Here is a 25,257-nt window from a genome sequence, read left to right as displayed (position 1 = left end):
TCTTGTCAAGCAGTGTCGCAGGCGCTAGAGTGGCGGTTCAACTGAATTTCCCACCGCACCATGACAACGCCAGAGCCATTTCAACGCGCCCGCCGGCCGGAACAGAAGGAAGAGCGCCGCCAGCACCTGCTGGCCACCGCCAAGGCCGCGCTACAGACCGACATGGAAGTCAGCGACTTGGGGCTGAACGAACTGGCGCGCCGCGCGCAGATGACCAAGTCCAACGTCTACCGCTATTTTGAAAACCGGGAAGCGCTGCTGCTGGCCTTGCTGGAAGAGGAATCGGAACTATGGGAAGCGGTATTGCGCGCGCGGGTGGCGGCAGCCGATGACAGCGAGGAGCAACTGGCACGCGCCTTTGCCGGCGCCTCCGCGGCTTTCCCCTTGATGTGCCGCCTGCTCAGCATCCTGCCGTCGATTATCGAACGCAATGTGTCGCACGAACGGCTGGCGGAATTCAAGCTGCGCTCGTTCGATTTGATGGGACGGGCGGCGCAACTGCTGCACGAGAGCGCGCCGACGCGGCCGATCGAGGCCTACGTGACGCTGTTGCGCCTGGCAATGGGAATGATGATAGGACTGTGGCCGTTGAGCCATCCGGCCCCGGTGCTGTCCGGCGTACTGTCCACGCCGGCGCTGCAACCGTTGCGTTACAACTTTGAGCCAGACTTCGCCGCCGGCCTGCTACTGCTGCTGCGCGGCTTGAAGTCTGGCTGAGACCATCATTTCTGCGACAGTACCCATTTCACCAGGGTGTGCGCTTCCGCTTCATTGATCTGCGGATTGGCTGGCATCGGGATCGCGCCCCATACACCGGAACCGCCCTTCATCACTTTGGTGACCAGCTTGCCTTCAGCATCTTTCTGGCCGGCGTATTTGGCGGCGACATCCTTGTAGGCAGGGCCGACCAGTTTGCTGCCGACCGCGTGGCACGCCATGCAGTTTTTCGCTTTGGCCAGATCCAGGCCGGCGTCCGCCATCGCTGCTTGCGAAGCAAATGCGGTTGCAACCACTACTCCAACCATCATCAAATTGCGTTTCATTGTGTTCTCCAGGTTAATGCGACTAAATCCCGCTGGTCAATTCTACCTCGTTTTGCCCTGATGCATTAACGCCCAGATCAAGGAAAGGTTGACTAAGCTGGGGTAATGTTTCTCCCTATGAAACCAAGGTAAGATAGCGGAAAAGGAGAACATCATGCCACTGATCCTGTTGATCGTTGCTTTGGTAGTGCTGCGCTATTTTGAAGTATGGAAATTTGCCGAGCTTTCCTGGTGGGCCATCGGCGCCCTGATGGTGCTCGCCTTCCTGTGGTTCGAATTCCTGGAACCGATGCTGGGCTTCGACAAACGCAAAGCCCACAACGAAGACGAAAAGCGCCGCAAGGAGCGCGTCAAGCAGTCGTTCGACAAGAAGAAATAAGCTTGATTTTTCCCATGGCGGCGCTCGGTTAAAAGCGCAAGATCTCGATAGACGTATACGGTCCATCAGCGCAGAATTTCCGTGCTGGCTTTTCATCGCCATCGAAGGAGTCAATCATGGATACTAGAAACACGCATGTAGCGCCTGCTGTGTATGGAGGATGGATGGTCTTCAGAACTGGCGCGCGTCGAGCAACCAGAAATTTCAAAACCGAAAAAGAAGCACTTACACTAGGCCGCGCCATTGCCAAGAAGAACAAAGCTACTCTTTTTATTCATCGTGACGATGGTTCAGTACGAAAAATAACAGAGTACGGCGCGCCTAAAGTTCCTCACTAACGACTCTTATGTCGTTTGAAGAGAATGTTTTCATCAATTGTCCATTGGACCTGCACTATTACGTCATGCTCAGGCCAATTCTTTTCACAACCATTTATTTAGGTCTGACGCCACGGATTGCTATAGAACGGGCAGACTCCGGAGAGTCCCGACTAAGCAAAATCATTCAGCTGATTGCAGAATCAAAATACGCAATTCACGATCTCTCCCGGATGGAAGCAAGCCGCGCCTCAGAGCTGTATAGACTTAATATGCCATTTGAGCTCGGCATCGATTTTGGCTGCAGACAATTTGGGAAACGTCACCACACAACGAAGCGTTGTCTGGTACTGGAAGCACAGCAATATCGATATCAGGTAGCGCTGTCCGATCTGGCGGGATCAGATATCTCTGCACATCACAACGATCCTCGATTAGTTGTTACGATTGTGCGCAACTGGCTTGCTCCGATGTGTTACCCGAATGCCCCAGGCGCTGCGCAAATCTGGCAGCACTTCGTAAGCTTCAATGGAGAAAACGAGGCGCAATTGAAAACACGGGGATACTCCAAGCAAGACTTACAGGAGTTGAGTATCCCCGAGCTGATTCAGTGGATGACGTGGTGGGTCGCGGGTCAGGCTAACTAACCAGTCAACGCTTCAGTTGCGACAGGTCGCGTACGGCGCCGCGGTCGGCGGAGGTGGTCAGCGCGGCGTAGGCTTGCAGCGCCTGCGAGACGTAGCGCTCGCGGTTCACCGGTTGCCAGGCGTCGGCGCCCTTGGCTTCCATCGCCGCGCGGCGCGCCGCCAGTTCGGCATCGCTGATGCGCAGACCGATGCTGCGGTTCGGGATGTCGATGTCGATCATGTCGCCCTCTTCCACCAGGCCGATGGCGCCGCCTTCCGCCGCTTCCGGCGATGCGTGGCCGATCACCAGGCCGGACGAGCCGCCCGAGAAGCGGCCGTCGGTGAACAGCGCGCAGGCCTTGCCCAGCCCCTTGGACTTGATGTACGAGGTTGGGTACAGCATCTCCTGCATGCCAGGACCGCCTTTCGGGCCTTCGTAGCGGATGATGACGACGTCGCCGGCGTTCACGGTGTCGCCCAGGATGGCTTCCACCGCCGCGTCCTGCGATTCGAACACGCGCGCCTTGCCGCTGAACTTCAGGATGCTTTCATCCACGCCCGCCGTCTTGACGATGCAGCCCTTCTCCGCCAGGTTGCCGTACAAGACAGCCAGGCCGCCGTCCTGCGAATACGCGTGCTCCTTGTCGCGGATGCAGCCCGCCGTGCGGTCCAGATCCAGCGAAGCGAAACGTTCCGATTGCGAGAACGCCACCTGGGTCGGCACGCCGCCCGGCGCTGCGCTGAACAGCTTGTGCACGGCAGGATCGTCGCTGCGCTTGATGTCGTTGCGTTCGATGGCATCGGCCAGCGTCGGCGCGTGAATGGTGGGGCGCGTGGTGTCCAGCAGGCCGCCGCGCGCCAGTTCGCCCAGGATCGAGATGATGCCGCCGGCGCGGTGCACGTCTTCGATGTGGAACTTGTCGGTCATCGGCGCCACCTTGCACAGGCATGGCACCTTGCGCGAGATGCGGTCGATGTCGGCCATGGTGAAGTCCACGCCCGCTTCGTGCGCAGCGGCCAGCAGGTGCAGCACGGTGTTGGTCGAGCCGCCCATGGACACGTCCAGCGCCATGGCGTTTTCAAAGGTCGCCTTGTTGGCGATGGTGCGCGGCAGGATCGAGTAGTCGTCCTGCTCGTAGTGGCGCTTGGCCAGTTCGACGATCAGGCGGCCGGCGCGCAGGAACAGCTGTTCGCGGTCGGCGTGGGTGGCGACGATGGTGCCGTTACCCGGCAGCGACAGGCCCAGCGCCTCGGTCAGGCAGTTCATCGAGTTGGCGGTGAACATGCCGGAGCACGAACCGCAGGTCGGACAGGCCGAACGCTCGATCTCGGCCACGTCGGCATCGCTGACGGTGGTGTCGCCGGCCTTGATCATGGCGTCCACCAGATCCAGCTTGATGATCTTCTGGCCGCCGTTGACGACCTTGACCACCTTGCCCGCTTCCATCGGGCCGCCCGACACGAACACCACCGGAATGTTGAGGCGCATCGCGGCCATCAGCATGCCCGGCGTGATCTTGTCGCAGTTGGAGATGCACACCATCGCATCGGCGCAGTGGGCGTTGACCATGTACTCGACCGAATCGGCGATCAGGTCGCGCGACGGCAGCGAGTACAGCATGCCGCCGTGCCCCATGGCGATGCCGTCATCGACGGCGATGGTGTTGAATTCCTTGGCCACGCCGCCCGCTTTTTCAATCTCGCGCGCCACCAGTTGTCCCAGATCCTTCAGGTGCACGTGGCCCGGCACGAACTGGGTGAAGGAATTGACCACGGCGACGATCGGCTTGTCGAAGTCGCCGTCTTTCATGCCGGTAGCGCGCCACAGGGCGCGGGCGCCGGCCATGTTGCGGCCGTGGGTGGTGGTGCGGGAACGGTATTGCGGCATGATGTGTTTCTCCAATAATAAGGCGAGCTTAATTCCGCTGGCTTAGCATGGGAGTTTGCGACGTCCCCACGACGGTGTCAAATATATGATTTGCGTGGCTGTGAGTCGTATAAAATATCACACAGAACAAATTCAACAGTAAACCATATGGAACTGCGCCAGCTCCGTTACTTTATCGCCGTCGCCGAAGAACTCCACTTCGGCAAGGCGGCGCTGCGCCTGCACATGACGCAGCCGCCGCTGTCGCAGACCATCCAGGCGCTGGAAGAGGAGCTGGGCGCCGCGCTGTTCGAGCGCAACCGCCGCGGTGTGGCGCTGACGCCGGCCGGCATGGCGCTGCTGCCCGAGGCGCGCCGCCTGCTGGCGCAGGCGCAGGAACTGCCGCAACTGGTGCAGCGCGCCGCCGCCGGCGAAGTCGGACGCCTGACGCTGGCCTTCGTCTCCTCGGCCGACTACAGCGTGCTGCCGCCCTTCCTGCGCGCCTACCGTGCCGCCTACCCGCAGGTGCAGATCACGCTGCAGGAAGCCACCTCCGATTTGCAGCTGGACGACCTGCTGCACAACCGCATCGACGCCGGCCTGCTGATCCCGCCGCTTCCCGACAAGGCGCGCGAGCAGCTCGACTACCTGCCGGTGCTGAACGAACCGCTGGTGCTGGCCTTGCCCTCCGGCCTGCCCGCGCTGAAGAAGCAAGGCAAGCTGAAACTGTCCGCGTTGCCGCAGCTGCCGCTGATCATCTTCCCACGCGCGATTTCGCCGGCGCTGCACGACGCCATCCTGTCCGTGTTCCACGACGCCGGCATCACGCCGGACATCGGCCAGGAAGCGATCCAGATGCAAACCATCGTCAGCCTGGTATCGGCCGGCATCGGCATGGCGCTGGTGCCGCAGTCGGTCTCCAACCTGATGCGGACCGGGGTAGAATACCGGGCGCTGGCCGACGCCACGCCCTTGGTCGAAACCGGCCTGGCCTGGCGGCGCGACAACGCCTCGCCGGTGCTGCACGGCTTTTTGGAATTATTAAGAAACGAATTGAGGAAAAGCGCCCTATGCTGATACACCCGATGCCCGATCCCATCGCCCTGCAACTGGGGCCAGTCGCCGTCCACTGGTACGGCCTGATGTACGTGCTGGCCTTTGCGCTGTTCATCGCGCTGGGCCGGGTGCGCATCAAGCAGCCGCACATCGCCGCGCAGCTGTGGAAGAAAGAGGATCTGGACGACATGCTGTTCTACGGCATGATGGGCGTGATCATCGGCGGCCGCCTGGGCGAAGTGCTGTTCTACGAGCCGGTGAAATACTTCTCCGATCCGATTGAAATCTTCAAGGTCTGGCACGGCGGCATGTCCTTCCACGGCGGCTTCCTCGGCGTGCTGATCGCCATGTCGCTGTGGGCGCGCAAGGCCGGCCGCAACCTGCTGGACGTGTACGACTTCATCGCGCCGCTGGTGCCGCTGGGTTATGCGGCTGGCCGCATGGGCAACTTCATCAACGCCGAACTGCCGGGCCGCGTGGTCAGCGACCAGTCGCTGCCGTGGGCCATGCTGTGGCCGGACATCCGCTACCCGCTGCATCCGGACCCGGTGTTCCTGCAGGGCCTGCGCCATCCGTCGCCGATCTACCAGATGCTGATCGACGGTTTGCTGGTGTTTGTGCTGCTGTGGATCTTCGCCCGCAAGGAGCGTCCGCGCCTGGCGGTGGGCGCCTTCTACACCCTGCTGTACGGCTGCGCGCGCTTCTTCACCGAGTGGTTCCGTACGCCGGACTGGGAAACCACCGTGCTGGGCCTGCCGATCACTTCCGGCCAGGTGCTGTCGCTGCCGATGATCGTCGGCGCCATCCTGATGCTGGTGTGGGCCTACAAGGTGCGCCAGCGCGGCCGCGCACCGATTATTTCAAAAGCTTGACCACCGCTTTCCATTGCGCCGGCGTGACCGGCGTGATGGACAGGCGGCTGCCCTTCTGCAGCACCACCATCTCTTCCAGCGCCGGAATCGTGCGCATCTCCGCCAGCGGCAGCAAGCGCGTTTTCTGCGTGCCTTTCACATCGATGGAAATCCAGCGCGGCTGCTCCTGCGTCGCCTTCGGATCGTAGTATTTGCCCTTGGCGTCGAACTGCGAGGCATCCGGATAAGGAGTGCTCACTATCTCCGCCAGGCCCGCGATGCCGGGCTCCGGGCAGCTGGAGTGATAGAACAGCACACCGTCGCCGACCTGCATCTGGTCGCGCATGAAATTGCGCGCCTGGTAGTTGCGCACGCCGAACCACGCCGTGGTCTGGTCCTTCGACGCCATGACGTCGTCGATACTCACTTCATCCGGTTCGGATTTCATCAGCCAGTATTGCATGCATATCTCCAGACGAAAAAAAGCGGCTGCGCATTCACATGCTTGCAACCGCTTTTTGTTGAATAAGGCCCCGCATGTGCCGTCTTGCCGGCATCCCGAACCAAAAGGCTCAGGTGGTCACAGTTAGTTCAATTTCGGGTTCATCGGACTAGCGACGCTCTCGCCCATCGAACAAATTTCCGTAACCGGTGCAAAAAAATGGTTCAAGGAATATATGACAAGTCTCGAACACCGCAGGGTGAAAAGAAGTTTACTCTCTTGTGCGCCGCAAAGGAAGGGCTGTTCGAATTAAAAAGCGATTAAAACAGGGTTTCTTGCGGAGTCAGTGCGCTATCGAGCACTTTGTGCATGGCGCTGATCTTGGTCTGTACTTCGAGGATCGACATGTCAGACAACGGACCTTGTGGCGCTTTCACCGACAGGAATTCCGCAGCCACGCTCAACGCCGCCATCACGGCGATGCGGTCGTTGCCCTTGACCTTACCGGCGTCGCGGATCGCGCACATTTTTTTGTCCAGGAAGGACGCCGCCTTGCGCAAGGCCTGTTCTTCGTCTTCCTTGCAGGCCAGCTTGTAGCTCAGGCCCATGATCGTGACATCGACCTGGATCATCGTGCTTCCTCGTTTTCAGGCTGCTTGTCCTCGGCGGCGTCGCCACCGATGGCGGGGATTTGTTCCAGCAAAGCTTCGACGCGGACGGAGGCCTCGCTCAGGCGGCGCTGGTAGCCCATGTTTTCAATCACCAGGGCGGCATTGGCCTGGCGCAGCTGCGCGTTTTCCCGACGCAGCGCTTGCGTCATCTCGGCCAACTGGTCGATTTTATCGGAGAGTTCTTGGAAATCTGAAATCATCCCGCCACTATAGGCAGCGCGCGGGACGCCGTCAACCGAATCGCGTGTTTGCGGTCAACAAGCACGCGATTTATTTACTCATCGTCAACTACTTGGCTTCAATGGTGACATTGCCCTCAATACCGCTGCCCTGTCCCGCTTCCGCCTCGATCAGCACATTCAGTTCGCGCTTGCCGTCGCCGGCCGGCAGCACCACGTCCAGCGGCGCGGCGGCGTAGCTGTCCTTCCTGCCGACCAGCGCGCCGTTGAGCCAGATCTCCGCCTTGCCCTTGATCGAGGCAAAACGGATGCGGCCATTGCCATCGGCCAGGTTCTTGCGCGGCGTGAAGCTGGAGCGGTACAGGTGATAGGTGCTGCCGGCGGCGGCGCGCATCGGCGGCGATCCCCAGCCCCAGGTATTCATGTCGAAGCTGGCCAGTTTCTGGTTCGGGTCCGGCCGTGCATCGCCATCCGGCGCGATGCGCCAGCTGCGCACGAAGGTCAGCGGCGCGTCGGCTGGCGCCACGTAAGGCTGGGCCGCCACCTGCTTCACCGGTATCGTCACGCGCGCGGCTTGCAGGCCGGGCGCGGTGGCGCTAATGGTGACCGCGTCTTTCGCATCGTAGTTGGTCTGCACGATCAGCTGCGCCAGGCCGTTGAACAGACGGCGCGTGGCGCCCTTCTCGTCCTCGTGCGAATTCGGATCGCCATTGCCATGGCCTATGGAGCGGCCGCCGCCCGTCACGGCGAAGGTCACCTCGTTGTCCGCCAGCGGCACGGCGCGGCCTTGCGCATCGAGCGCGCGCACGGTGATCGGCATCGCGTCGCGGCCGTCGCCGGCCAGTTGCGCGCGGTCAGGCGCCAACTCCAGCGATACCGGTGCGCCGGTGGTCTCCACCGCCGTGCGCACCACTTCCTTGCCGCCCTTGTAGCCGATGGCTTCCAGCTTGCCCGGCTCGAAGGCGACGTCGAAGTTATTCATGCGATAAGGGTCGGCCTTCTGCTCGCCGATGGCGCGGCCGTTCAGCAGCAGCTGGATGCGCTCCACGTTCGCCATCACCATCACGCGCACCTTGTCGCCCTGCTTCCAGTTCCAGTGCGGCGCGATGTGAATCAGCGGTTTGTCCTTGATCCACTGTACCTGGTGGATGTAGTAGGCGGTTTTCGGGAAACCGTTCAGGTCCATGATGCCGAACACCGAGCTGACCGACGGCCACTCGTTCGGCGTGGGTTCGCCGCGATAATCGAAGCCGGTCCAGACGAAGCCGCCGGCCACGAAGGGACGCGTGTCGATGGCTTCCCATGCGTCGCGATGGGTGTTGCCCCACTGCGCCGCATCGTCGTCATAGCTGGCGATCAGGTTCTTCTCTTTCACCGTCTTGTACTCGCCGCGCGTCATGAAGGCGGAAGTGTCTTCGGAGCTGGTGAACGGCTTGTTCGGATAGGCCTTGTGATAGCGGTCGTAGTCCGGCACCTGGTAGTTGGCGCCCACCACGTCCACCGCGTGCGACACATTCAGCTCGGTCAGGAAGCCGCCGTTCATGGCGGCGGTGACCGGCCGCGTATCGTCCAGCGCCTTGACGGCGGCCGACATGCGGCGCGCCATTTCGTAACCGACTTCGGTCGCCTGCACCGGCTCTTCGTTAAACACCGACCACAGGACGATGCCCGGATGATGGCGGTCGCGCTTGACCATCCACTCCAGCTGCTTCATGTAGTCCGCCGACGGATTGAAGTTGCGGTTCTCGTCCATGACCACAAAGCCCATGCGGTCCACCATGTCCAGCACTTCCGCGGCCGGCGCGTTGTGCGAGAAGCGGATGGCGTTCACGCCCATCTCCTTCAAGCGGCGCAGACGATACTCCCACACCGAATCTGGTACTGCCACGCCGACGCCGGCATGGTCCTGGTGGATGCACACGCCCTGCAGCTTGACGTGCACGCCGTTCAGGAAGAAGCCCTGCGCCGCATCGAAGCGGATGGTGCGGAAGCCGGTGTTCAGCGATACCTCGTCCTGCGCCTTGCCGGCTTGCAGAACGCGCGTGGTCACGCGATACAGATTGGTTTTCTCGATCGACCACAACGCCGGATTGTTGATCGTGACCGGCACCTGCACGCTGCTGGTGGCCAGCACGCCGACGCGCGCCGGCGCGGTGCGCTGCGCCACCTGCTTGCCGGACGGGTCGTACACCGTCACTTCGACGATTACATCGCCGGCCGTCTTGCCGCTGTTGTTCAGCGTGACTTCCACCGGAATGCTCCACTGCCTGTCCTTGACGAGGCGCGGCGTGGCGTGCACGCCATCGGTCACCACGTGCACCGGATTGCGCTTCACCAGCCAGCTGTGGCGGTACATGCCGGCGCCCTCATACCACCAGCCTTCCATCGCTTCCGCATCGACGCGGATGGCGATGGTGTTCATCGCATCGCCGTAGCGCAGGAAAGGCGTGATGTCGATATAGCTGGCGTTGTAGCCGGACCAGTTGCGGCTGACCACATTGCCGTTGACCCAGACCGTGGCGTGCGTGGCGATGGCGTCGAACTGCAATTCAAAATGCTTGCCGCGTTCCGACGGATCGACGTGCAGATAGCGGCGATACCAGCCGATGCCGCGCGGACGATAGCCCTGCGCCACATTCGCCTTCGGATCGAACGGGCCTTCGACGGCCCAGTCGTGCGGCAGGTCGAGATGGCGCCAGGTGGAGTCGTCGTATTCGTTGCCGGCCGCGCCACTGGCGTTGCCAGCCTTGGCATTGCTGTAGGACTCTTCATGGCCCACGATAGGCGGTTCAACGATATCGCCCTGGTGGAACAGCCAGCCGCGATCCAGCGACAGGCGCTCACGCGTGGCCGCGCCGGCGTTGAACGCCAAGCAGGCCAGCATCAACAGCACGGTGGTGATCAGTCTTGTTTTCAAATCTGTCTCCCCTGATAAAAAAAACGGAGCAACGCCATCACGCGCCGCTCCGTAAAACCACGATAAAAAGGTTACGTGCTTACAGCTTGAACGACAGACCCAGATTGTAACGGCGGCCGAACTCGGTCACCTCTTGCTGAACAGGGATGTTCGCGCTGGTGTAGACCGACTTCTGATTGGTCACGTTGTCGATGCCGAAGCGCAGTTGCAGGTTAGGCGTCAGTTGCTTGGCGAAGTTCAGCGTCACATAGGTTTCGGCTTCGTTCATCAGCAGCTGGCCGGCGGTCCAGGTCGGGTTGCGCACGAACGGGCTGTGATAGTTGGCCGACAGGCGCGCTTCGTAGCCCGCCTTCTCATACCACAGCGTGATGCCGCCGTTGGACTTCATCAGGCCTTCGATCTGGTACGGATTCACAGACGGCGTTTCTTCGTGAATGCTGCTTTTGGTGTAAGCGTAGTTACCCGAGAAGCCCAGGCCATCGAACGGCGCCGGCAGCCAGCTGAACGACTGCTGGTACGCCAGTTCCAGGCCGCGGATGTTGCCGCCTTCGCCGTTCACCGAACGGGTCAAGGTTGCAGGACGGCCGTTGACGGTCGTGGTGTCCGAGGTGATGGCGATGTAGCGTTGCACCTGTTTATAGAACGCGCCAGCCGACAGCAGCGAACCTTTGGCGAAGTACCACTGGTAGGCCAGATCAAGCTGGTTGGCCATCATCGGTTTCAGCGTCGGATTGCCGGCGCTGCCGGTGGTCGGCTGGGTCGAATCGACCGGCACGCTCAGGTTGCGCGAGGCGCGCAGTTCGTCCAGCGGTGCGCGCGACATGGCGCGGGCAAGGCTGAAACGCACCTGGCGTTCCTGCGCTTCGTCCATATTGAAGATCAGGTTCAGGCTAGGCAGGATCTCGGTGTACGTGGCGCCGTCTTCCACCGGCGTGGCGGCCGCGCCGTCCACCGACTGCATGCCGTAGCCGGTCTGCTTGGTGTGCACCACGCGCACGCCGACGTTGCCGCGATAGGTTTTGCCGAAGGCTTCGCCGTCCAGGTCACCCTGCACGAAGGCCGAGGTGCTGCGCTCCTTGACCTTCCAGCCGGACAGCAGATCGTTCTGCGTCTGTACGCGGCCGGTCGGGTCGAAGGCATTGGCGCCAAACACCGACGATGCGGTGCCGTAGAAATCCTTCAGCTGGATGAAGGCCGGATCGCCGGACACATTCACCGTCTCGTAGGCCGAATCCGGAATCGCCGACGTTGGCGTCAGCGACCAGGTGGTCTGGCGATAGCTCTTTTCGCGGTCGGTGGCGCGCACGCCGACTTTCAGGCGGCTGATGATGCTGTTGTCCAGCGGACGCGAAGCGCTCAGGCTCACCGCGTTCAGCAAGTCCTTCACGTGGCCGTCGGTGTCGACGTACAGCGTGGCGCCGCCGAAGTTGGCCGGATTGCCGGTGTCCATGCCGAAGCTGTACGACTGGTTCTCGTCGCCGGTGAAGTCCCAGGTGACGTTGGTGCCGTTCTTGGAATACTGGCGCATGTCGCGCCACTGGCTGCTGCGCAGCGCGTGCGAGGTCGACAGGTCGGCGTCGATCTTCCAGTCGCCGGCGTTGAACTTGCCGTTCAAGCCGCTGGCGGCAACGCTGGTGTCCTGCACGTAGAAGAAGTCGTTGTTGATGACGCTGACGTTGCTGACCGTGGCGCCGGCCACGTAGCCGTTGCGGATATCCAGGTTGCTGTAGTTGCTGTTCTGGTAGCCGTCCCAGTTACCCAGGTCGCCGGTCCAGTGCTGCAGGCCGCGCTCATTGATCTTGGCCGATGCGTAGTAGGTGTCGGCGGTGATCAGCACATCGCTGTTCGGTTTCCATTCGACTTTACCCAACACGCTGGCGCGCTTGTCCTTGCCGCGGCGCGCTTCGTCCTGGAAGCCCCATGGCGTCTTGTCGATTTTGCCGTCGCCGTTGATGTCGGCCGAATTGGTTTCGTTGAAGCCCCAGTGGCGCACGTTCTTCTGCACCGAAGGCTGGTCCTGGTAGCTGAACGCGATGGCCGCGCCGATGGTCTTGTTGGCGAACTGGTCGACGTAGATGCCGCCGATACGCGGCGCCGTGGTGTCGCCGCCCGGAATATCCTTGGCCAGCGGGTAGTACAGCGCATCGGCTTTCAGCGACAGCTGGCGGCCGTTGTACTTCAGCGGCGACACGGTTTGCAGGTCGATGGTGGTGGCGATGCCGCCTTCCACCAGTTCGGCGTTCTGCGTTTTGTACACGGTCGCGCCGCTGATCGACTCCGACGGGAACTGCTCGAAACGCACGGCGCGATTCGGCTCGGACGACGCCAGTTCGCGGCCGTTCAGCGTGGCGCCGATGAAGCGCGGCCCCATGCCGCGCGCGACGATCTGCGAAGCGTTGCCGCGATCCAGGCCGGACGACAGGCCAGGCAGACGCGCCAGCGATTCGGCGATGGTGGTATCCGGCAGCTTGCCGATGTCTTCCGACGAAACCACTTCCACGATGCTGTTGGAGGCTTCCTTGGCCGCCAGCGCATTGCGCACCGAGGCGCGGATACCGGTCACGTTGACTTGTTGAATATCGCCTGCGGCAGCAGCATCCTGGGCAAATGCTTCTTGAACGAGCAGCGGCGAAGTGAAGAGCGTGGCGATCAGCCAGCTGATTTTTTTATGTTTCATTGTGCATCTCCAGTGTTTGTATGAGTCCCGTCTCTGATGAAGATGTGGACGGATAACCGGATGCTAACGAAACACGAATTTACAAACCAATAGCTTATTTAGTTTGGGGCATACCAAGTTCGTATATCAGGCTGCTAGTCAGCCGTGGCTTGGCGCGCGATAGTGAGGATAGATGCTGGCTGCGGCCTCGCGCAGCGCCAGCAGCATGGCATCCGCACCAGGCGAGAGCTGGTGTCGTTTGCGGGTCACAATGCCGAACGAGTCCATGCTGACGCCCAGGTCGAACGGCAGCGCTTTAAGCAGCCCAGCATCCATATAGGGTTGTACCGCTTCCACTGGAAGCGCAACCACCATGTCGTTGTTGAGCAGCAGGCTGGCGACCACCGGCATGTCCAGCGTTTCGACAGTCTCCGCCGGCTGCTCCAGGCCGTGCGACAGGAACAGCGCGGTCAGGCGGTCGCGCAGGATCGAGCCGGCCGGCGGCAGTATCCAGCACTGCTCCATCAGGTCTTCCAGCTTCAGGTCGGTGCGGTCCATCAGCGGATGGCTGGCGCGCGCGATCAGCAGATGCGGCTCGTCGGTCAGCGGTTCGAAATTCAGTTCATCGGCCGCCTCGGTGTCGAGGATGCGGCCCACCACCAGATCCAGTTCGCCGCTGCGCAAACGCTCCACCAGCACTTTGCTGGTCGACATGTTCACCGCCACGTGCACGCGCGCGTGGCGCGACTTGAGCAGGTTGATCGCCTTCGGCACCAGGCCGGTGGCCGGCGCCAGCACGGTGCCCAGGCCCACGCGGCCGCGCAGGCCGGACAGCAGTTCCATCACTTCCTGGTGCGCCGCGTCCATCTCCGCCAGCGCCGCGCCGGCACGGCGGATCAGCACCTTGCCGTACCAGGTCGGCGCCACGCCGCGCGACAGCCGCTCGAACAGCTGCACGCCCAGCGCGTGTTCCAGCTCGCCCAATAATTTGGACGCGCCGGGTTGCGTCAGGTTGGCGGCTTGCGCCGCGTGCGCGATGGAGCCATGGCGGCCTAGTTCGACCAGCAAGACCAGATGGCGGGTTTTCAGGTGGGAGCGAACAAAGCGGTCCGAGCGGGAATCAGTCATAAGGGTGATAGGTTTGATTGCCCATCATAAATGGGGGCCGCACCAGCGTCAATCACCGTCATGTGCGCGAAACAGGTATGGAAGCGCTACCGCTATCAATAAACAAGCTGTCCGGCACGCCCCGCGCCAGCCCCTGGGCCAGATCCGGCGGCAGGCCGTACAGTCCGCCCTGCGCGCCCAGCACCAGCAATTGCCGCATGCCCTCGCCGCCGAAGGCCACGCTGGCGACCGCCTCGCGCGCCAGGGCGATCTGCCGCAGCACCCGGCCCTGGCTGTCGTATTGCACCAGCACGCCGCCCTGCACGCTCCACAGGTTTTCCTTGCTGTCGACGATGGCGGCGCCGGCGCCCGGCTCCAGCAGCTCCGAAAACGTTTTCACGTTGACCACCTTGGCCCGTTCGGCGTCGTAGTCGCATTGCATCAGCGTGCCGCGCGCGGCGTCGGCAAAGTACATGCGGCGGCCGTCCGCGCTGAAGGCGATGCCGGCCGCCTTGACCACCGCCGGCAAGGCCAGCCGGCGCAGGCCGTGGCGTTGCGAATATTGGTAGAAACTGCCGATCGGCCGCTGGTCCTGCGCCGTGTTGGCGGTGCCGAACACGAAATTGCCGTCGCGGTCGGTACAGCCGTCGCTGATGCTGGTGCGCGGCTCGGCGGCGTCGATGGTGATCAGCACCTGGGCCTGCAGCGGGCGGATCGGCTGGCCCGGCTGCGGCAGGTCGGCCATGCCGAGACGCTTGCCCAGCCCCAGCAGCACGCGGCCGGAGCTGCAGCAGGCCATCACACAGGCGCTTTCCAGCATGCGCACGCCGCTTGGCATGGCGGGCGGCGCCGGCCAGGCGTACAGCTGGCTGCCGACCGGGTCCGGCCAGCGCCAACATTTCCGCATGGCATCCCAGCGCAGCGCGCAGCCGGCCTGCCCGACCCGGACCAACATGATGCCGGGCGTGGAAGCGACGGTGGTGCTGGCAGAATTCATACGGCTCCGGAAACGGTTCAGGGGTGGAGAAAGTCTAAGGGAATGACGCCTGCCTCAGCTATGAATAAAGCGCCGCCAGCCATGCCGATATCGGATAGCTCGACCGCCCCATCAGCTATCCGATATTGATATGGCTCCCTGCGAATTAATCATATTTCCAGTCTAGGCACCGGCCTTAGACTGGACGCTGTTCCCCGAACTACACCCTGACCCTATGAAAATCATCAAACTGACGACCTACCGTGTTCCACCGCGCTGGATGCTGCTTAAAATCGAAACCGATGAAGGCGTCGTCGGCTGGGGCGAACCGGTCATCGAAGGCCGCGCCCGCACCGTGGAGACGGCTGTGCAGGAAATGGAACCGTACCTGATCGGCCAGGACCCGTCGCGCATCAACGACCTGTGGCAGACCATGTACCGCGCCGGCTTCTATCGCGGCGGCGCCATTCTGATGAGCGCGATCGCCGGTATCGACCAGGCGCTGTGGGACATCAAGGGCAAGGTGCTGGGCAAACCCGTATATGAACTGCTGGGCGGCCTGGTGCGCGACCGCATGAAGATGTACAGCTGGGTGGGCGGCGACCGTCCGTCCGACATCATCGAACAGATCCGCACGCTGCAAAAAGGCGGCTTCAACACCTTCAAGATGAACGGCACCGAGGAACTGGGCATGCTGGACACCTCGGCCAAGGTCGATGAAGCGGTGCGCCGCGTGGCTGAAATCCGCGAAGCCTTCGGCACCACCATCGAATTCGGCCTGGACTTCCACGGCCGCGTGGCCGCGCCGATGGCCAAGACCCTGCTGCGCGAACTGGAACAGTTCCGCCCACTGTTCGTCGAAGAACCGGTGCTGGCCGAGCAGGCCGAATACTACCCGCGCCTGGCCGAGATGACCTCGATCCCGCTGGCCGCCGGTGAGCGCATGTACTCGCGCTTCGAATTCAAGAACGTGTTCGCGGCCGGCGGCCTGTCGATCGTGCAGCCGGACCTGTCGCACGCCGGCGGCATCACCGAATGCCTGAAGATCGCGTCGATGGCCGAAGCCTACGACATCACGCTGGCGCCGCACTGCCCGCTGGGCCCGGTCGCGCTGGCGGCCTGCCTGACGGTGGACTTCGTGTCGTACAACGCCGTACTGCAGGAGCAGAGCATGGGCATCCACTACAACAAGGGCGGCGAACTGCTGGACTACGTGGTGAACAAGGAAGACTTCAAGATCGTCGACGGCTACTGCAACCCGCTGCCGAAACCAGGCCTGGGCGTGGTGGTGGACGAAGAGCGCGTCATCGAAGCCAGCAAAAATGCGCCGGACTGGCGCAACCCGGTATGGCGCCACGAAGACGGCAGCGTCGCCGAATGGTGATCGCGCCCCGCCTCCGCATGTGCGCGGTGGCGGTGGCAAGCGTGCTGGCCACCGGCTTTGCCGGCGCCGGCACGTTGTCCATCGACGCCAGCGCCCCGACGCCCGCCCCGCTCAACGCCGCGCTGCGCCTCGGCACGGCGACCGCGCCGAATGGCGACACGCTCGGCGCCAACGCCCGCTACCTGACCCGCAACGGCGCCCCATGGCTGCCGGTGATGGGCGAATTCCACTACAGCCGCACGCCCGCTTCGCAGTGGGAAGCGGAACTGCGCAAGATGAAGGCGGCCGGCATCGACATCGTCGCCAGCTACGTGATGTGGAATCATCATGAGGAAGTCGAAGGAAAATTCGACTGGTCCGGCAACCGCGACCTGAAACGCTTCGTGCAGCTGGCCGCCAAGGCCGGCCTGGAGGTCGTGGTGCGTGTCGGCCCGTGGGCGCATGCGGAAGTGCGCTTCGGCGGCTTCCCGGACTGGGTGATCAACGCCATGCCGACCCGCGCCAACGATCCGCAATACATGGCCCACGTCGAGCGCCTGTACGCGCAGATCGGCCAGCAGATCAAGGGCCAGCTGTGGAAAGACGGCGGCCACGTGATCGGCGTGCAGCTGGAAAACGAATACAACATCGATGGCGACGGCAAGGGCGCGGCGCACATCGCGGCGCTGAAAAAGCTGGCGCTGAAGGCGGGCATGGATGTGCCCTACTACACCGTCACCGGCTGGGATGGCACCATCTACCCGACCGGCGAAGTGACGCCGGTGTTCGGCGGTTATCCCGACGAGCCCTGGGGCGTGAGCACCAAAGAGCTGCCGCCGAAAGAGACCTACGCCTTCCGCTTCGACACGCGCGTCAGCGGCGACCTTGGGGCACAGACCGCCGCCCACGCGCCGGGCACCGCCGAAACCGACAAGGAAGTCACGCCGTTCCTCGGCGCCGAATATGGCGCCGGCCTGCCGTTCATGTATCGCCGCCGCACCGTAGTGTCGGCCGACGATATCGCCTCCATGCTGCCGGTGCAGCTGGGCTCCGGCGTGAACCTGATGGGCTACTACATGTTCCACGGCGGCCGCAATCCGCTGAGCCTAGGCGGCACGGGCATGGAAGAAAGCACCCTCAGTGGCGGCTACAACGACACCACCATGATCAGCTACGACTTCCAGGCGCCGCTCGGCCCGGACGGCCAGCAGCGCAAGGTGCTGGAGAAGCTGCGGCCATTCCATTTGTTCGTCCACGACTTCGGCGCGCGACTGGCGCCGATGACCGTGCGCAAACCGGAGGTGTCGCCGGCCAAGCCGGACGACCTGAGCACCGCGCGCTTTGCCGTGCGCAGCGAAGGCGATCGCGGCTTCCTGTTCGTGAACAACCACGTGCGCCAGTACCCGATGGCGGCGCAGCAGGCGACGCAGTTTGCCGTCAAGCTGCCGGGGCAAAGCATTACGCTGCCAAGCAAGCCGGTCGACATCGCCGATGGCGCTTACTTCATCTGGCCGCTGAACCTGGACCTGGATGGCACCAATCTGCACTACGCCACCGCGCAGCCTCTGGCGCTGCTGGATCAGGGCAAGGCAGGCGTGGTGGCGGTGTTTGCCGCCAGCGCCGGCGTGCCGGTCGAGTTGTCGTTCGATGCCGACGCGCGCGTGACCGCAGCCGGCGCGCAGACTGCGTCGGTTGGCGGCCACACGCTGGTCAGCGGCGTGCAGCCGGGCGCCAACGCAGCGGTGTCGGTGCAACGCGACGGCAAGCGTCCGCTGACCATCGTCGTGCTGACGCCTGAACAATCGCAGCAACTGAGCGTAGTGCAGCTGGCCGGCCAGCGTCGCCTGCTGTTAAGCGCCGACCAGGCCTACGCCGATGGCAATGCGCTGCAACTGCGCTCGGTGGGCGACAGCAAGTTCCGCTTCGCCGTCTACCCGGCTCTGTCCAGCGCACCGAAAGCCACCACCACAGGCGCCGCATGGGCCGCGAAGCCCGTCAAGGGCGTCGCCGCAGCCGATGCAACCGCCGCCACCGTGGCCCTGCGCGCGGCCGGCAACGACGGCATCTTCCAGGTATTCGAAGCGACGCTGCCGGCGCATGAGGTGAAAGCCACCGTCACGCAAACGCGCAGCGCGCAGGAAGCGGCGCCAATCGTCATCGGCGGCACGGCGAAAGCTGCGATCCAGCCGCTGCCGGAAAGCTTCAAGGCTGCCGGCGCATGGCAGATCAACGTGCCCCGCGAACAGCTCAAAGGTCTGGACGACGCGCTGCTGCAAATCGACTTCGTCGGCGACATCGGTCGTTTGTACTCCGGCACCCGCATGCTCGACGACTGGTATTACAGCGGCTATCAATGGCAGTTCGGCCTGCGCCAGCAAGCCGCGCTGCTCGACCAGCCGCTGACCGTATCCGTGCTGCCGCTCCGCGCCGACGCGCCTATCTACCTGCCCAAAGAGGCACGCCCCGATTTCGGCGGCGCGACGCAGATGGCAACCGTCCGCAGTGTGACAGTCATTCCAGTGTATCAATTACGTATCACACCATAAAAAAAATATAAATCGAATGGAGACTCGATATGAAACGTACTTTGTTGGCCGCCGCGGCGCTCTGCGTCGCCGGTATGGCTTATGCAGCTGATCCGGTAAAAATCGGCTTCCTCGTCAAGCAGGCGGAGGAACCGTGGTTCCAGGACGAATGGCGCTACGCGGAAGTCGCCGCCAAGGAGAAAGGCTTCACGCTGGTGAAGATCGGCATCCCGAACGGCGAGAAGATGATGGCAGCCATCGACAACCTGGCCGCGCAAAAGGCGCAAGGTTTCGTCATCTGCGCACCAGACGTCAAACTCGGCAAGGCCGTCGAACGCGCGGCCAAGCGCAACAACCTCAAGGTCGTTTCTGTCGATGACCGCCTGGTGGACGGCAGCGGCAAACCTATCGAGTCCATTCCCCACATGGGCATCTCCGGCTACCAGATCGGCAAGCAGGTCGGCGAAGGCATCGTCGCCGAAATCAAGGCGCGCAAATGGAATATGGCGGAAGTCGGGGCGATCCGCGTCGCCTACGACCAGCTGCCGACCGGTAAGGAACGCACCACCGGCGCCGTGGATGCCCTGAAAGCCGCAGGCTTCCCCGCCGCGAACATCATCGACGCGCCACAAGCCAAGACCGACACCGAAAACGCCTTCAACGCCGCCAACATCGCGCTGACCAAGAACGCCAAATTCAAGCACTGGGTGGCGGTAGGCCTGAACGACGAAGCGGTGCTGGGCGCGGTGCGCGCCGCCGAAGGACGCGGCATCAAGGCCGACAACATGGTCGGCATCGGCATCGGCGGCGCCAAGGCGGCCGAGAATGAACTGAACAAACCGCAGCCGACCGGCTTCTTTGGCTCGGTGATGATCAGCGCCAGGGAACACGGCTACCAAACCTCCGTCAACCTATACAACTGGATCACCGGCAAAGGCACGCCGCCGGCGGAAGTGCTCACCAAAGGGATGTTGATGACCCGGGCCAATCAGGCCGAGGTCCGCAAAGCGATGGGCCAGTGACCATGGCTGCATATCTGGAATTCGACCAGGTCTGCAAATTCTTCCCCGGCGTGAAGGCGCTGAACGGCGTGAGCTTCTCGGCCCACGCCGGCCAGGTGCATGGCCTGCTGGGCGAGAACGGCGCGGGCAAGTCGACGCTGTTGAAAATCCTCGGCGGCCAGTACAAGCCGGATGGTGGCCGCCTGCTGGTCGATGGCAAGGAGCGCCACTTCGGCAGCGCCAAGGACGCTATCGCAGCCGGCATCGCCATCATTCACCAGGAACTGCAATACGTGCCCGAACTGACGGTGGCGGAGAATGTGCTGCTGGGCCGCATGCCGACGCGTTTCGGCCTGCTCGATAAAAAGAAGGCACACCGCATCGTCGCCGAAAAGCTGGCCGCCATCGGCGTCGACCTGTCGCCGGATGCACGGCTTGCCGACCTGTCCATCGCGCAGCGCCAGATGGTGGAGATCTGCAAGGCCATCATGCAGGACGCCCAGGTGATCGCCTTCGACGAACCTACCTCCTCGCTCTCACACCGCGAAACCGAGATCCTGTTCCGGCTGGTGAAGGAACTGCGCGCCAACGGCCGTACGCTGATCTACATTTCGCACCGGCTGGAAGAGCTGTATGCGCTGTGCGACGCCTGCACCATCTTCCGCGACGGCCGCAAGATCGTCACGCACGATGTGATGGCCGACGTGCCGCGCGACCGGCTGATCAGCGACATGGTCGGCCGTGAGCTGAGCGACATCTACGATTACCGCGAACGTCCGTATGGCGCAGCGCGCCTGCAGGTGCAAGGCCTCAATGGCAAGCACGTGAAAGGCCCGCAAAGCTTTGTCGTGCATGGCGGCGAGGTGCTGGGCTTCTTCGGCCTGGTTGGCGCAGGCCGCAGCGAGTTAATGCGGCTGCTGTACAACGCTGATGCACGCACCGGCGGCACGGTGCTGCTGGACGGTGCGGCTGTCGCCACCGGCGGCCCGGCGGAGGCGATTGCGGCCGGCATCGTGCTGTGCCCGGAGGACCGCAAGGAGCAAGGCATTCTCGCCACCGCGTCGGTAGCAGAGAACATCAACATCAGCGTGCGCCGCAACGACCTGCGTGGCGGGCTTTTCCTGCGCCACAAGCGCGAGGCCGCGCTGGCCGATGAATTCATCGCCCGCCTGCGCATCAAGACGCCCCATCGCCAGCAGGAGATACGCCTGCTTTCCGGCGGCAACCAGCAGAAAGTGATTTTGGCGCGCTGGCTGGCGGAGCCTGGCCTCAAGGTGCTGATACTCGATGAGCCGACGCGCGGCATCGACGTCGGCGCCAAGAACGATATCTACCGCATCATTCACGAAGTGGCGGAACGCGGCTGCTGCGTCATCGTCGTATCGAGCGAGCTACCGGAAGTGCTGGGCATCTCGGACCGCGTGATCGTCATGCGCGAAGGCGCCATTTGCGGCGAGCTGCCGCGCGCGCAGGCCAGCGAAACCGAAGTGCTGCGCCTCGCCCTGCCCGATGGCTTGGCGCCCGCCGCACCACTACCTGAAAGGAGCATCGCATGAGCACCTCACCCATGAATCCCGTCGCCGCCGCGCCGCTGGTCTCACGCCAATGGCTGTCCGACTACAGCATGCCGCTGGCCTACCTGGTGCTGTTCGCCGTGCTGTCAGCCACGGTGGAAAACTTCTTCTCGCTGACCAACGTGGTCGGCCTGATGCTGTCGGTGGCGCAGATCGGCATGGTGGCATGCACCATGATGCTGTGCCTCGCCTCGCGCGACTTCGACCTGTCGGTCGGCTCCACCATCGCCTTCGCCGGCGTGCTGGGCGCCATCGTGCTGGAACACAGCGGCAGCGTGGCGATCGCCGTCGCCGCCGGCCTCGGCGCCGGCGCCTTGATCGGCGCCCTCAACGGCGTACTGATCGCCTACCTGCGCGTGAACGCCCTGATCGCCACGCTGGCCACCATGCTGATGGTGCGCGGCCTGGCCTTCATCGTCTCCAAGGGCCAGGCCGTCGGCATCAACGACGACAGCTTCATCGACTTCGGCGACACCCGCATCGTCGGCCTGCCGCTGCCGGTGCTGGTGGCCGGCGCCTGCTTCGTCGTCTTCGGCATCCTGCTGAATCAAACGGTCTTCGGCCGCAACACGCTGGCCATCGGCGGCAATCCGGAAGCCGCGCGGCTGGCCGGCGTGCGCGTCGAACGGCTGCGCGTGTGGATCTTCCTGCTGCAAGGCGTGGTGACCGCGATGGCGGGCCTGATCCTGGCGTCGCGCATCACCAGCGGCCAGCCGAATGCGGCGCAGGGATTTGAGCTGGACGTTATCTCCGCCTGCGTGCTGGGCGGCGTCTCGCTCCAGGGCGGCAAGGCGCGCATCTTCGGTGTGCTGATCGGCGTGCTGATCATGGGGACCGTGGAAAACGTCATGAACCTGCTGGACGTCGACGCCTTCTACCAATACCTGATGCGCGGCCTGATCCTGCTGATCGCCGTGCTGCTGGACCAGCTCAAGACGCGCGGCGAACGGCGCTAGGCAGTTCGACTTCTTCGAGATTACCGTGATGCCGGCGTATCATGCGTTTGGCGCGTGCCGCAACCTTCGACACTGAGCAAACCATGGTAAAACCGATAATCCGAAAAACCTTCATCGCCGTCGCCCTCCTGCTGGCGCAGCAGGCGCATGCCGCGCCGGTGCGCGACCAGCAATGGTCGCTGCTGGCCAACCAGCTGTTCCCCGCATTGATGGACATGGGCACGGCGCACATCAATCCGCCGGTTCTGGCCGAACGCCGCACGCGCCTCGATGCCTGCAAACAGGAACCGGTCTGCGTGATCAACGCCGGCCTGTGGACCGACGCCGAAATCGACAGTTTCGCCAGCGCGGCCGGCAAGGCGCCTGCCTCCGCGTGGCGCAAAGCCAGCATGGCCGATGACGGCGTCAAAACCCAGGTGGTGCGCGAATTGCGCGGCTTGAACAGCATCCTGCAGGTGTATGGACTGGGTAACGCGCCGCGCTATCCGCTGATTGACGGACCGCTCGACGCGGCAGGCAGCCCGCGTTTCGTCGCCACGGTCAACGAGGCGGTATGGCTGGCCAAAGCCGGCGAGGACGATCCGGCGCTGCCGCAGGACGCCAGCATCAAGCTGGCACTCGCCCTGCTCGATGCGAACGACCGCCAGGACTCGGTAGCCTTCGAGCCGCTCGACACGGCGCACAACGCGGTGGCGCTGAACCGCGCGAAGAGCATCGACTGGAAGCTGTACCGCTATTCGGCGATTGTCGTTCCCGGCATCGGCCCGGAAACGCCGTTGATGCCACTGAGCGCGCGCGGCAAGCTGAATGTGCGCATGGCGGCCAAGCGCTTTGCCGATGGCGAAGCGCCGTTCATCATCCTCAGCGGCGCTTCCGTGCATCCGAGAGGGACGCGCTTTGTCGAGGCGGTGGAAATGCGCCGGGCGCTGATCGAACGCTTCGGCGTGCCGGCGGAAGCCATCATCATCGAACCGTATGCGCGCCACACCACGACCAATCTGCGCAATATCACGCGCCGGCTGGCCGCAATGGCGGCGCCGCTGGACAAGGACACGCTGGTCATCACCAACGTCGGCCAAAGCAGCTATATCGAAAGCCCGGATTTCAGCGCGCGCAACCTGAAAGACCTGGGCTACGTGCCTGGCACGGTGGGTGTACGGCTCTCGCCGAACGAGCTGACGTTCCGTCCTTCGATCAAATCGCTGCGCGTCGATCCGTCCGATCCGCTCGATCCTTAACAGAACCAGCGGGCCGCCGCCTGCTGCAATGCGCCGATATCGGGATCGTCGCCATCCGAGCGCCAGGCGACGATTCCGTCAGGCCGGACCAGCAAGGCATGCATGCCGAGCGACTCCTTGACGCGGCCGGAGACATACTTTACGCCGGCCTCGCCGGCCCACGCGGCCAATGCCGGATTGGCGTCGAAGTCCAGCAGCATGCCGAGTCCATCGCGCAGCAATGCGCCGACGGTGGCGCCATCCTCAAATTCAAAATTGGGGACGCTGTGCGCGGAAATGCCCCACACTCTCCCCGCAACATAGGTCGCCACATCGCGCGTCTTCATCAAGTCGCGGAAGATGGCGTGCAATGCGCGTGCTTCGGCACTGGTGCCCATGATGGCGACCTGCGCGCGCGACCAATCCAGCACCTGCTCGCCGACCGGATGGCGTTCGGTCTGATAAGTATCCAGCAGCCCTTGCGGCGCGCGGCCTTGAATGGTGGCGGCCAGCTTCCAGCCCAGATTCATCGCGTCGCCCAAGCCGAGGTTCAGGCCCTGTCCGCCCAGCGGCGAATGGATATGTGCGGCGTCGCCGGCCAGCAGGATGCGGCCATTGCGGTAGCTGGTGGCTTGCCGCGCGCGGTCGGTCCATGTGGTGGCGACGTGCAGCGCGCTGATGGTCACATCGGTGGCCGAAATCCGCCGCAGCACCGCCTGCGCATGTTCCAGCGTGACCGGCTCGCCGGTCTGGTGGAATGCACCGCCGTCGAAATCCTGCATGGCGAAGTAGCCTGGCTGCGATTGAAAGTACATGCCGCGCGGCGTGACGTTGCGGCCGGCACTCAGCTTGTCCGGATCGACCAGATCGACGCGCATGGTGTAGCCGGTGAAGGCTGGCTCGGTGCCGACGAATTCGAAGCCGCCCTCCTTGCGCACCACGCTGCGCGCGCCGTCGCAGCCCACCAGCCATAGGCCGTTGAAGGCCTGTTCACCGGCATGCACCGTCACGCCATCGTCATGCTGCGCGATGCCGGTGACGGCGGCGCCGCGCATGATGGACACGCCCAGCGCTTCGGCGCGCCGCGTCAACACGGCTTCGGTTTCCGCCATTTCGGAAATCACGCTGGTCGGCGTTGAACTGGGCAGGCGATGCGGCCATTGCGCGGTATCGACATCACCGAACAAAAACGGAATGCCGGCGAAGTGCCCGGCCTGCGTGGAGCCGACGTGGCCGAATGGATTCTTGACGCGCTTGGGCACATCCAGTTGCGCCAGCAGTCCGCGGCGATCCAGCGCCTCGATGGTCGGCGCGGACAGGCCGCGTATGCCGAACGGCATCTGCTTCAACGGTGAATGGGGATCTTGCGCCTTCTCCAGCACCAGCACGGAACACCGGGCCAGCGCCAGTTCGCAAGCGAGAAACAGGCCGACCGGACCGGCGCCTGAAATAATGACATCGTAAGTTTTCATGCCCGCCAGTCTAGGTTTGGCAGGCCGCGCCGGATTGTATAAATGCGACAAAAACATCGGGG

General features: G+C 63.3%; 22 protein-coding genes and 1 other RNA gene. 12 read left to right on the top strand and 11 right to left on the bottom strand.

The features are described from left to right. The first annotated feature begins 60 nt into the window (after positions 1–60). Positions 61–717 carry a TetR/AcrR family transcriptional regulator gene (locus GJ698_RS03630; protein ID WP_154356192.1) on the top strand — a complete coding sequence of 219 codons (657 nt, stop codon included), beginning with the start codon at positions 61–63 and terminating at the stop codon, positions 715–717. 5 nt (positions 718–722) lie between these two features. Here GJ698_RS03630 and GJ698_RS03625 read toward each other — a convergent pair whose 3' ends face one another. Further along, positions 723–1,043, bottom strand: coding sequence for a c-type cytochrome (locus GJ698_RS03625; protein ID WP_154356191.1), 321 nt, complete (start codon positions 1,041–1,043; stop codon positions 723–725). Between the two features lie 154 nt (positions 1,044–1,197). On the opposite strand from GJ698_RS03625, the gene GJ698_RS03620 reads away from it, so the two are divergent. The 3 genes from GJ698_RS03620 (at position 1,198) to GJ698_RS03610 (ending at position 2,386) form a co-directional block, all read left to right on the top strand. Beyond that, the gene (locus GJ698_RS03620; RefSeq protein ID WP_154356190.1) at positions 1,198–1,422 is read left to right on the top strand and encodes a TIGR04438 family Trp-rich protein; all 225 of its coding nucleotides are present in this window, start codon (positions 1,198–1,200) and stop codon (positions 1,420–1,422) included. Positions 1,423–1,538: 116 nt separating this feature from the next. Beyond that, positions 1,539–1,760 carry a DUF2188 domain-containing protein gene (locus GJ698_RS03615; RefSeq protein ID WP_154356189.1) on the top strand — a complete coding sequence of 74 codons (222 nt, stop codon included), beginning with the start codon at positions 1,539–1,541 and terminating at the stop codon, positions 1,758–1,760. A gap of 8 nt (positions 1,761–1,768) precedes the next feature. Then, a complete protein-coding gene (locus tag GJ698_RS03610) occupies positions 1,769–2,386 on the top strand; it encodes a hypothetical protein (protein WP_154356188.1) in 618 nt (205 codons plus the stop codon). 4 nt (positions 2,387–2,390) lie between these two features. Here GJ698_RS03610 and ilvD read toward each other — a convergent pair whose 3' ends face one another. Continuing rightward, entirely contained in the window at positions 2,391–4,253 is a 1,863-nt protein-coding gene (gene ilvD / locus GJ698_RS03605; protein ID WP_154356187.1) for a dihydroxy-acid dehydratase, read from the bottom strand. A 147-nt stretch (positions 4,254–4,400) separates the two neighbouring features. Here ilvD and GJ698_RS03600 point away from each other — a divergent pair, with 147 nt between their 5' ends. Both GJ698_RS03600 and lgt read left to right on the top strand, forming a co-directional pair. After that, complete coding sequence (locus GJ698_RS03600; RefSeq protein ID WP_154356186.1) at positions 4,401–5,309, top strand: LysR family transcriptional regulator; 909 nt, start codon at positions 4,401–4,403, stop codon at positions 5,307–5,309. Beyond that, positions 5,303–6,160, top strand: coding sequence for a prolipoprotein diacylglyceryl transferase (lgt, locus tag GJ698_RS03595; RefSeq protein ID WP_154356185.1), 858 nt, complete (start codon positions 5,303–5,305; stop codon positions 6,158–6,160). The genes GJ698_RS03600 and lgt overlap by 7 nt, the downstream gene beginning before the upstream one ends. Here lgt and GJ698_RS03590 read toward each other — a convergent pair. The 8 genes from GJ698_RS03590 to GJ698_RS03555 all read right to left on the bottom strand — a co-directional run bounded on the left by GJ698_RS03590 (position 6,144) and on the right by GJ698_RS03555 (position 15,108). Then, positions 6,144–6,602: an EVE domain-containing protein gene (locus GJ698_RS03590; RefSeq protein ID WP_154356184.1), complete on the bottom strand. Its 459-nt coding sequence runs from the start codon at positions 6,600–6,602 to the stop codon at positions 6,144–6,146. The two genes, lgt and GJ698_RS03590, sit on opposite strands and share 17 nt — an antisense overlap. Before the next feature lie 63 nt (positions 6,603–6,665). Then, a non-coding RNA gene (ssrS, locus tag GJ698_RS03585) (6S RNA) lies at positions 6,666–6,845 on the bottom strand. A gap of 56 nt (positions 6,846–6,901) precedes the next feature. Next, a complete protein-coding gene (locus GJ698_RS03580) occupies positions 6,902–7,213 on the bottom strand; it encodes a cell division protein ZapA (RefSeq protein WP_154356183.1) in 312 nt (103 codons plus the stop codon). Beyond that, the gene (locus GJ698_RS03575) at positions 7,210–7,452 is read right to left on the bottom strand and encodes a hypothetical protein (protein WP_154356182.1); all 243 of its coding nucleotides are present in this window, start codon (positions 7,450–7,452) and stop codon (positions 7,210–7,212) included. Before GJ698_RS03575 ends, GJ698_RS03580 begins: the two co-directional genes overlap by 4 nt. A gap of 88 nt (positions 7,453–7,540) precedes the next feature. Beyond that, positions 7,541–10,348, bottom strand: a complete 2,808-nt coding sequence (gene galA, locus GJ698_RS03570; RefSeq protein WP_229259810.1) for a beta-galactosidase GalA — start codon at positions 10,346–10,348, stop codon at positions 7,541–7,543. A 79-nt stretch (positions 10,349–10,427) separates the two neighbouring features. After that, positions 10,428–13,025, bottom strand: coding sequence for a TonB-dependent receptor (locus GJ698_RS03565; RefSeq protein WP_154356181.1), 2,598 nt, complete (start codon positions 13,023–13,025; stop codon positions 10,428–10,430). Positions 13,026–13,163: 138 nt separating this feature from the next. Further along, entirely contained in the window at positions 13,164–14,132 is a 969-nt protein-coding gene (locus GJ698_RS03560) for a LysR substrate-binding domain-containing protein (protein ID WP_154356180.1), read from the bottom strand. Positions 14,133–14,190: 58 nt separating this feature from the next. Beyond that, positions 14,191–15,108 carry an SMP-30/gluconolactonase/LRE family protein gene (locus GJ698_RS03555; RefSeq protein WP_229259809.1) on the bottom strand — a complete coding sequence of 306 codons (918 nt, stop codon included), beginning with the start codon at positions 15,106–15,108 and terminating at the stop codon, positions 14,191–14,193. Between the two features lie 214 nt (positions 15,109–15,322). On the opposite strand from GJ698_RS03555, the gene dgoD reads away from it, so the two are divergent. The 6 genes from dgoD (at position 15,323) to GJ698_RS03525 (ending at position 23,744) form a co-directional block, all read left to right on the top strand. Then, positions 15,323–16,471, top strand: a complete 1,149-nt coding sequence (gene dgoD, locus GJ698_RS03550) for a galactonate dehydratase (RefSeq protein WP_154356179.1) — start codon at positions 15,323–15,325, stop codon at positions 16,469–16,471. Beyond that, entirely contained in the window at positions 16,465–18,996 is a 2,532-nt protein-coding gene (locus tag GJ698_RS03545) for a beta-galactosidase (protein WP_229259808.1), read from the top strand. The genes dgoD and GJ698_RS03545 overlap by 7 nt, the downstream gene beginning before the upstream one ends. Positions 18,997–19,025: 29 nt before the next feature. Then, the gene (locus GJ698_RS03540; RefSeq protein ID WP_154356178.1) at positions 19,026–19,997 is read left to right on the top strand and encodes an arabinose ABC transporter substrate-binding protein; all 972 of its coding nucleotides are present in this window, start codon (positions 19,026–19,028) and stop codon (positions 19,995–19,997) included. Positions 19,998–19,999: 2 nt separating this feature from the next. Continuing rightward, positions 20,000–21,532 (top strand): L-arabinose ABC transporter ATP-binding protein AraG, encoded by a 1,533-nt coding sequence (gene araG / locus GJ698_RS03535; RefSeq protein ID WP_154356177.1) that lies wholly within the window; start codon positions 20,000–20,002, stop codon positions 21,530–21,532. After that, the gene (gene araH, locus GJ698_RS03530; protein ID WP_154356176.1) at positions 21,529–22,506 is read left to right on the top strand and encodes an L-arabinose ABC transporter permease AraH; all 978 of its coding nucleotides are present in this window, start codon (positions 21,529–21,531) and stop codon (positions 22,504–22,506) included. The genes araG and araH overlap by 4 nt, the downstream gene beginning before the upstream one ends. Before the next feature lie 83 nt (positions 22,507–22,589). Then, on the top strand, positions 22,590–23,744 hold the full coding sequence (locus GJ698_RS03525; RefSeq protein WP_154356175.1) for a YdcF family protein: 1,155 nt from the start codon (positions 22,590–22,592) through the stop codon (positions 23,742–23,744). On the opposite strand, the gene GJ698_RS03520 is transcribed toward GJ698_RS03525, so the two are convergent. After that, positions 23,741–25,195, bottom strand: a complete 1,455-nt coding sequence (locus tag GJ698_RS03520) for an FAD-dependent monooxygenase (protein WP_154356174.1) — start codon at positions 25,193–25,195, stop codon at positions 23,741–23,743. The two genes, GJ698_RS03525 and GJ698_RS03520, sit on opposite strands and share 4 nt — an antisense overlap. Between the last annotated feature and the right edge of the window lie 62 nt (positions 25,196–25,257).

The sequence above is a fragment of the Duganella aquatilis genome (genome assembly GCF_009674565.1).
Lineage (GTDB): Bacteria > Pseudomonadota > Gammaproteobacteria > Burkholderiales > Burkholderiaceae_D > Rugamonas > Rugamonas aquatilis.
The sequence above is the reverse complement of the archived record's forward strand: the minus strand, read 5'-3'. Positions and strand labels throughout refer to the sequence as shown.

Coding starts and splice junctions, on each gene's coding strand:
- GJ698_RS03630 (WP_154356192.1), top strand. CDS start 61: ATGACAACGCCAGAGCCATTTCAACGCGCCCGCCGGCCGGAACAGAAG.
- GJ698_RS03625 (WP_154356191.1), bottom strand. CDS start 1,043: ATGAAACGCAATTTGATGATGGTTGGAGTAGTGGTTGCAACCGCATTT.
- GJ698_RS03620 (WP_154356190.1), top strand. CDS start 1,198: ATGCCACTGATCCTGTTGATCGTTGCTTTGGTAGTGCTGCGCTATTTT.
- GJ698_RS03615 (WP_154356189.1), top strand. CDS start 1,539: ATGGATACTAGAAACACGCATGTAGCGCCTGCTGTGTATGGAGGATGG.
- GJ698_RS03610 (WP_154356188.1), top strand. CDS start 1,769: ATGTCGTTTGAAGAGAATGTTTTCATCAATTGTCCATTGGACCTGCAC.
- ilvD (WP_154356187.1), bottom strand. CDS start 4,253: ATGCCGCAATACCGTTCCCGCACCACCACCCACGGCCGCAACATGGCC.
- GJ698_RS03600 (WP_154356186.1), top strand. CDS start 4,401: ATGGAACTGCGCCAGCTCCGTTACTTTATCGCCGTCGCCGAAGAACTC.
- lgt (WP_154356185.1), top strand. CDS start 5,303: ATGCTGATACACCCGATGCCCGATCCCATCGCCCTGCAACTGGGGCCA.
- GJ698_RS03590 (WP_154356184.1), bottom strand. CDS start 6,602: ATGCAATACTGGCTGATGAAATCCGAACCGGATGAAGTGAGTATCGAC.
- GJ698_RS03580 (WP_154356183.1), bottom strand. CDS start 7,213: ATGATCCAGGTCGATGTCACGATCATGGGCCTGAGCTACAAGCTGGCC.
- GJ698_RS03575 (WP_154356182.1), bottom strand. CDS start 7,452: ATGATTTCAGATTTCCAAGAACTCTCCGATAAAATCGACCAGTTGGCC.
- GJ698_RS03565 (WP_154356181.1), bottom strand. CDS start 13,025: ATGAAACATAAAAAAATCAGCTGGCTGATCGCCACGCTCTTCACTTCG.
- GJ698_RS03560 (WP_154356180.1), bottom strand. CDS start 14,132: ATGACTGATTCCCGCTCGGACCGCTTTGTTCGCTCCCACCTGAAAACC.
- GJ698_RS03555 (WP_229259809.1), bottom strand. CDS start 15,108: ATGAATTCTGCCAGCACCACCGTCGCTTCCACGCCCGGCATCATGTTG.
- dgoD (WP_154356179.1), top strand. CDS start 15,323: ATGAAAATCATCAAACTGACGACCTACCGTGTTCCACCGCGCTGGATG.
- GJ698_RS03545 (WP_229259808.1), top strand. CDS start 16,465: ATGGTGATCGCGCCCCGCCTCCGCATGTGCGCGGTGGCGGTGGCAAGC.
- GJ698_RS03540 (WP_154356178.1), top strand. CDS start 19,026: ATGAAACGTACTTTGTTGGCCGCCGCGGCGCTCTGCGTCGCCGGTATG.
- araG (WP_154356177.1), top strand. CDS start 20,000: ATGGCTGCATATCTGGAATTCGACCAGGTCTGCAAATTCTTCCCCGGC.
- araH (WP_154356176.1), top strand. CDS start 21,529: ATGAGCACCTCACCCATGAATCCCGTCGCCGCCGCGCCGCTGGTCTCA.
- GJ698_RS03525 (WP_154356175.1), top strand. CDS start 22,590: ATGGTAAAACCGATAATCCGAAAAACCTTCATCGCCGTCGCCCTCCTG.
- GJ698_RS03520 (WP_154356174.1), bottom strand. CDS start 25,195: ATGAAAACTTACGATGTCATTATTTCAGGCGCCGGTCCGGTCGGCCTG.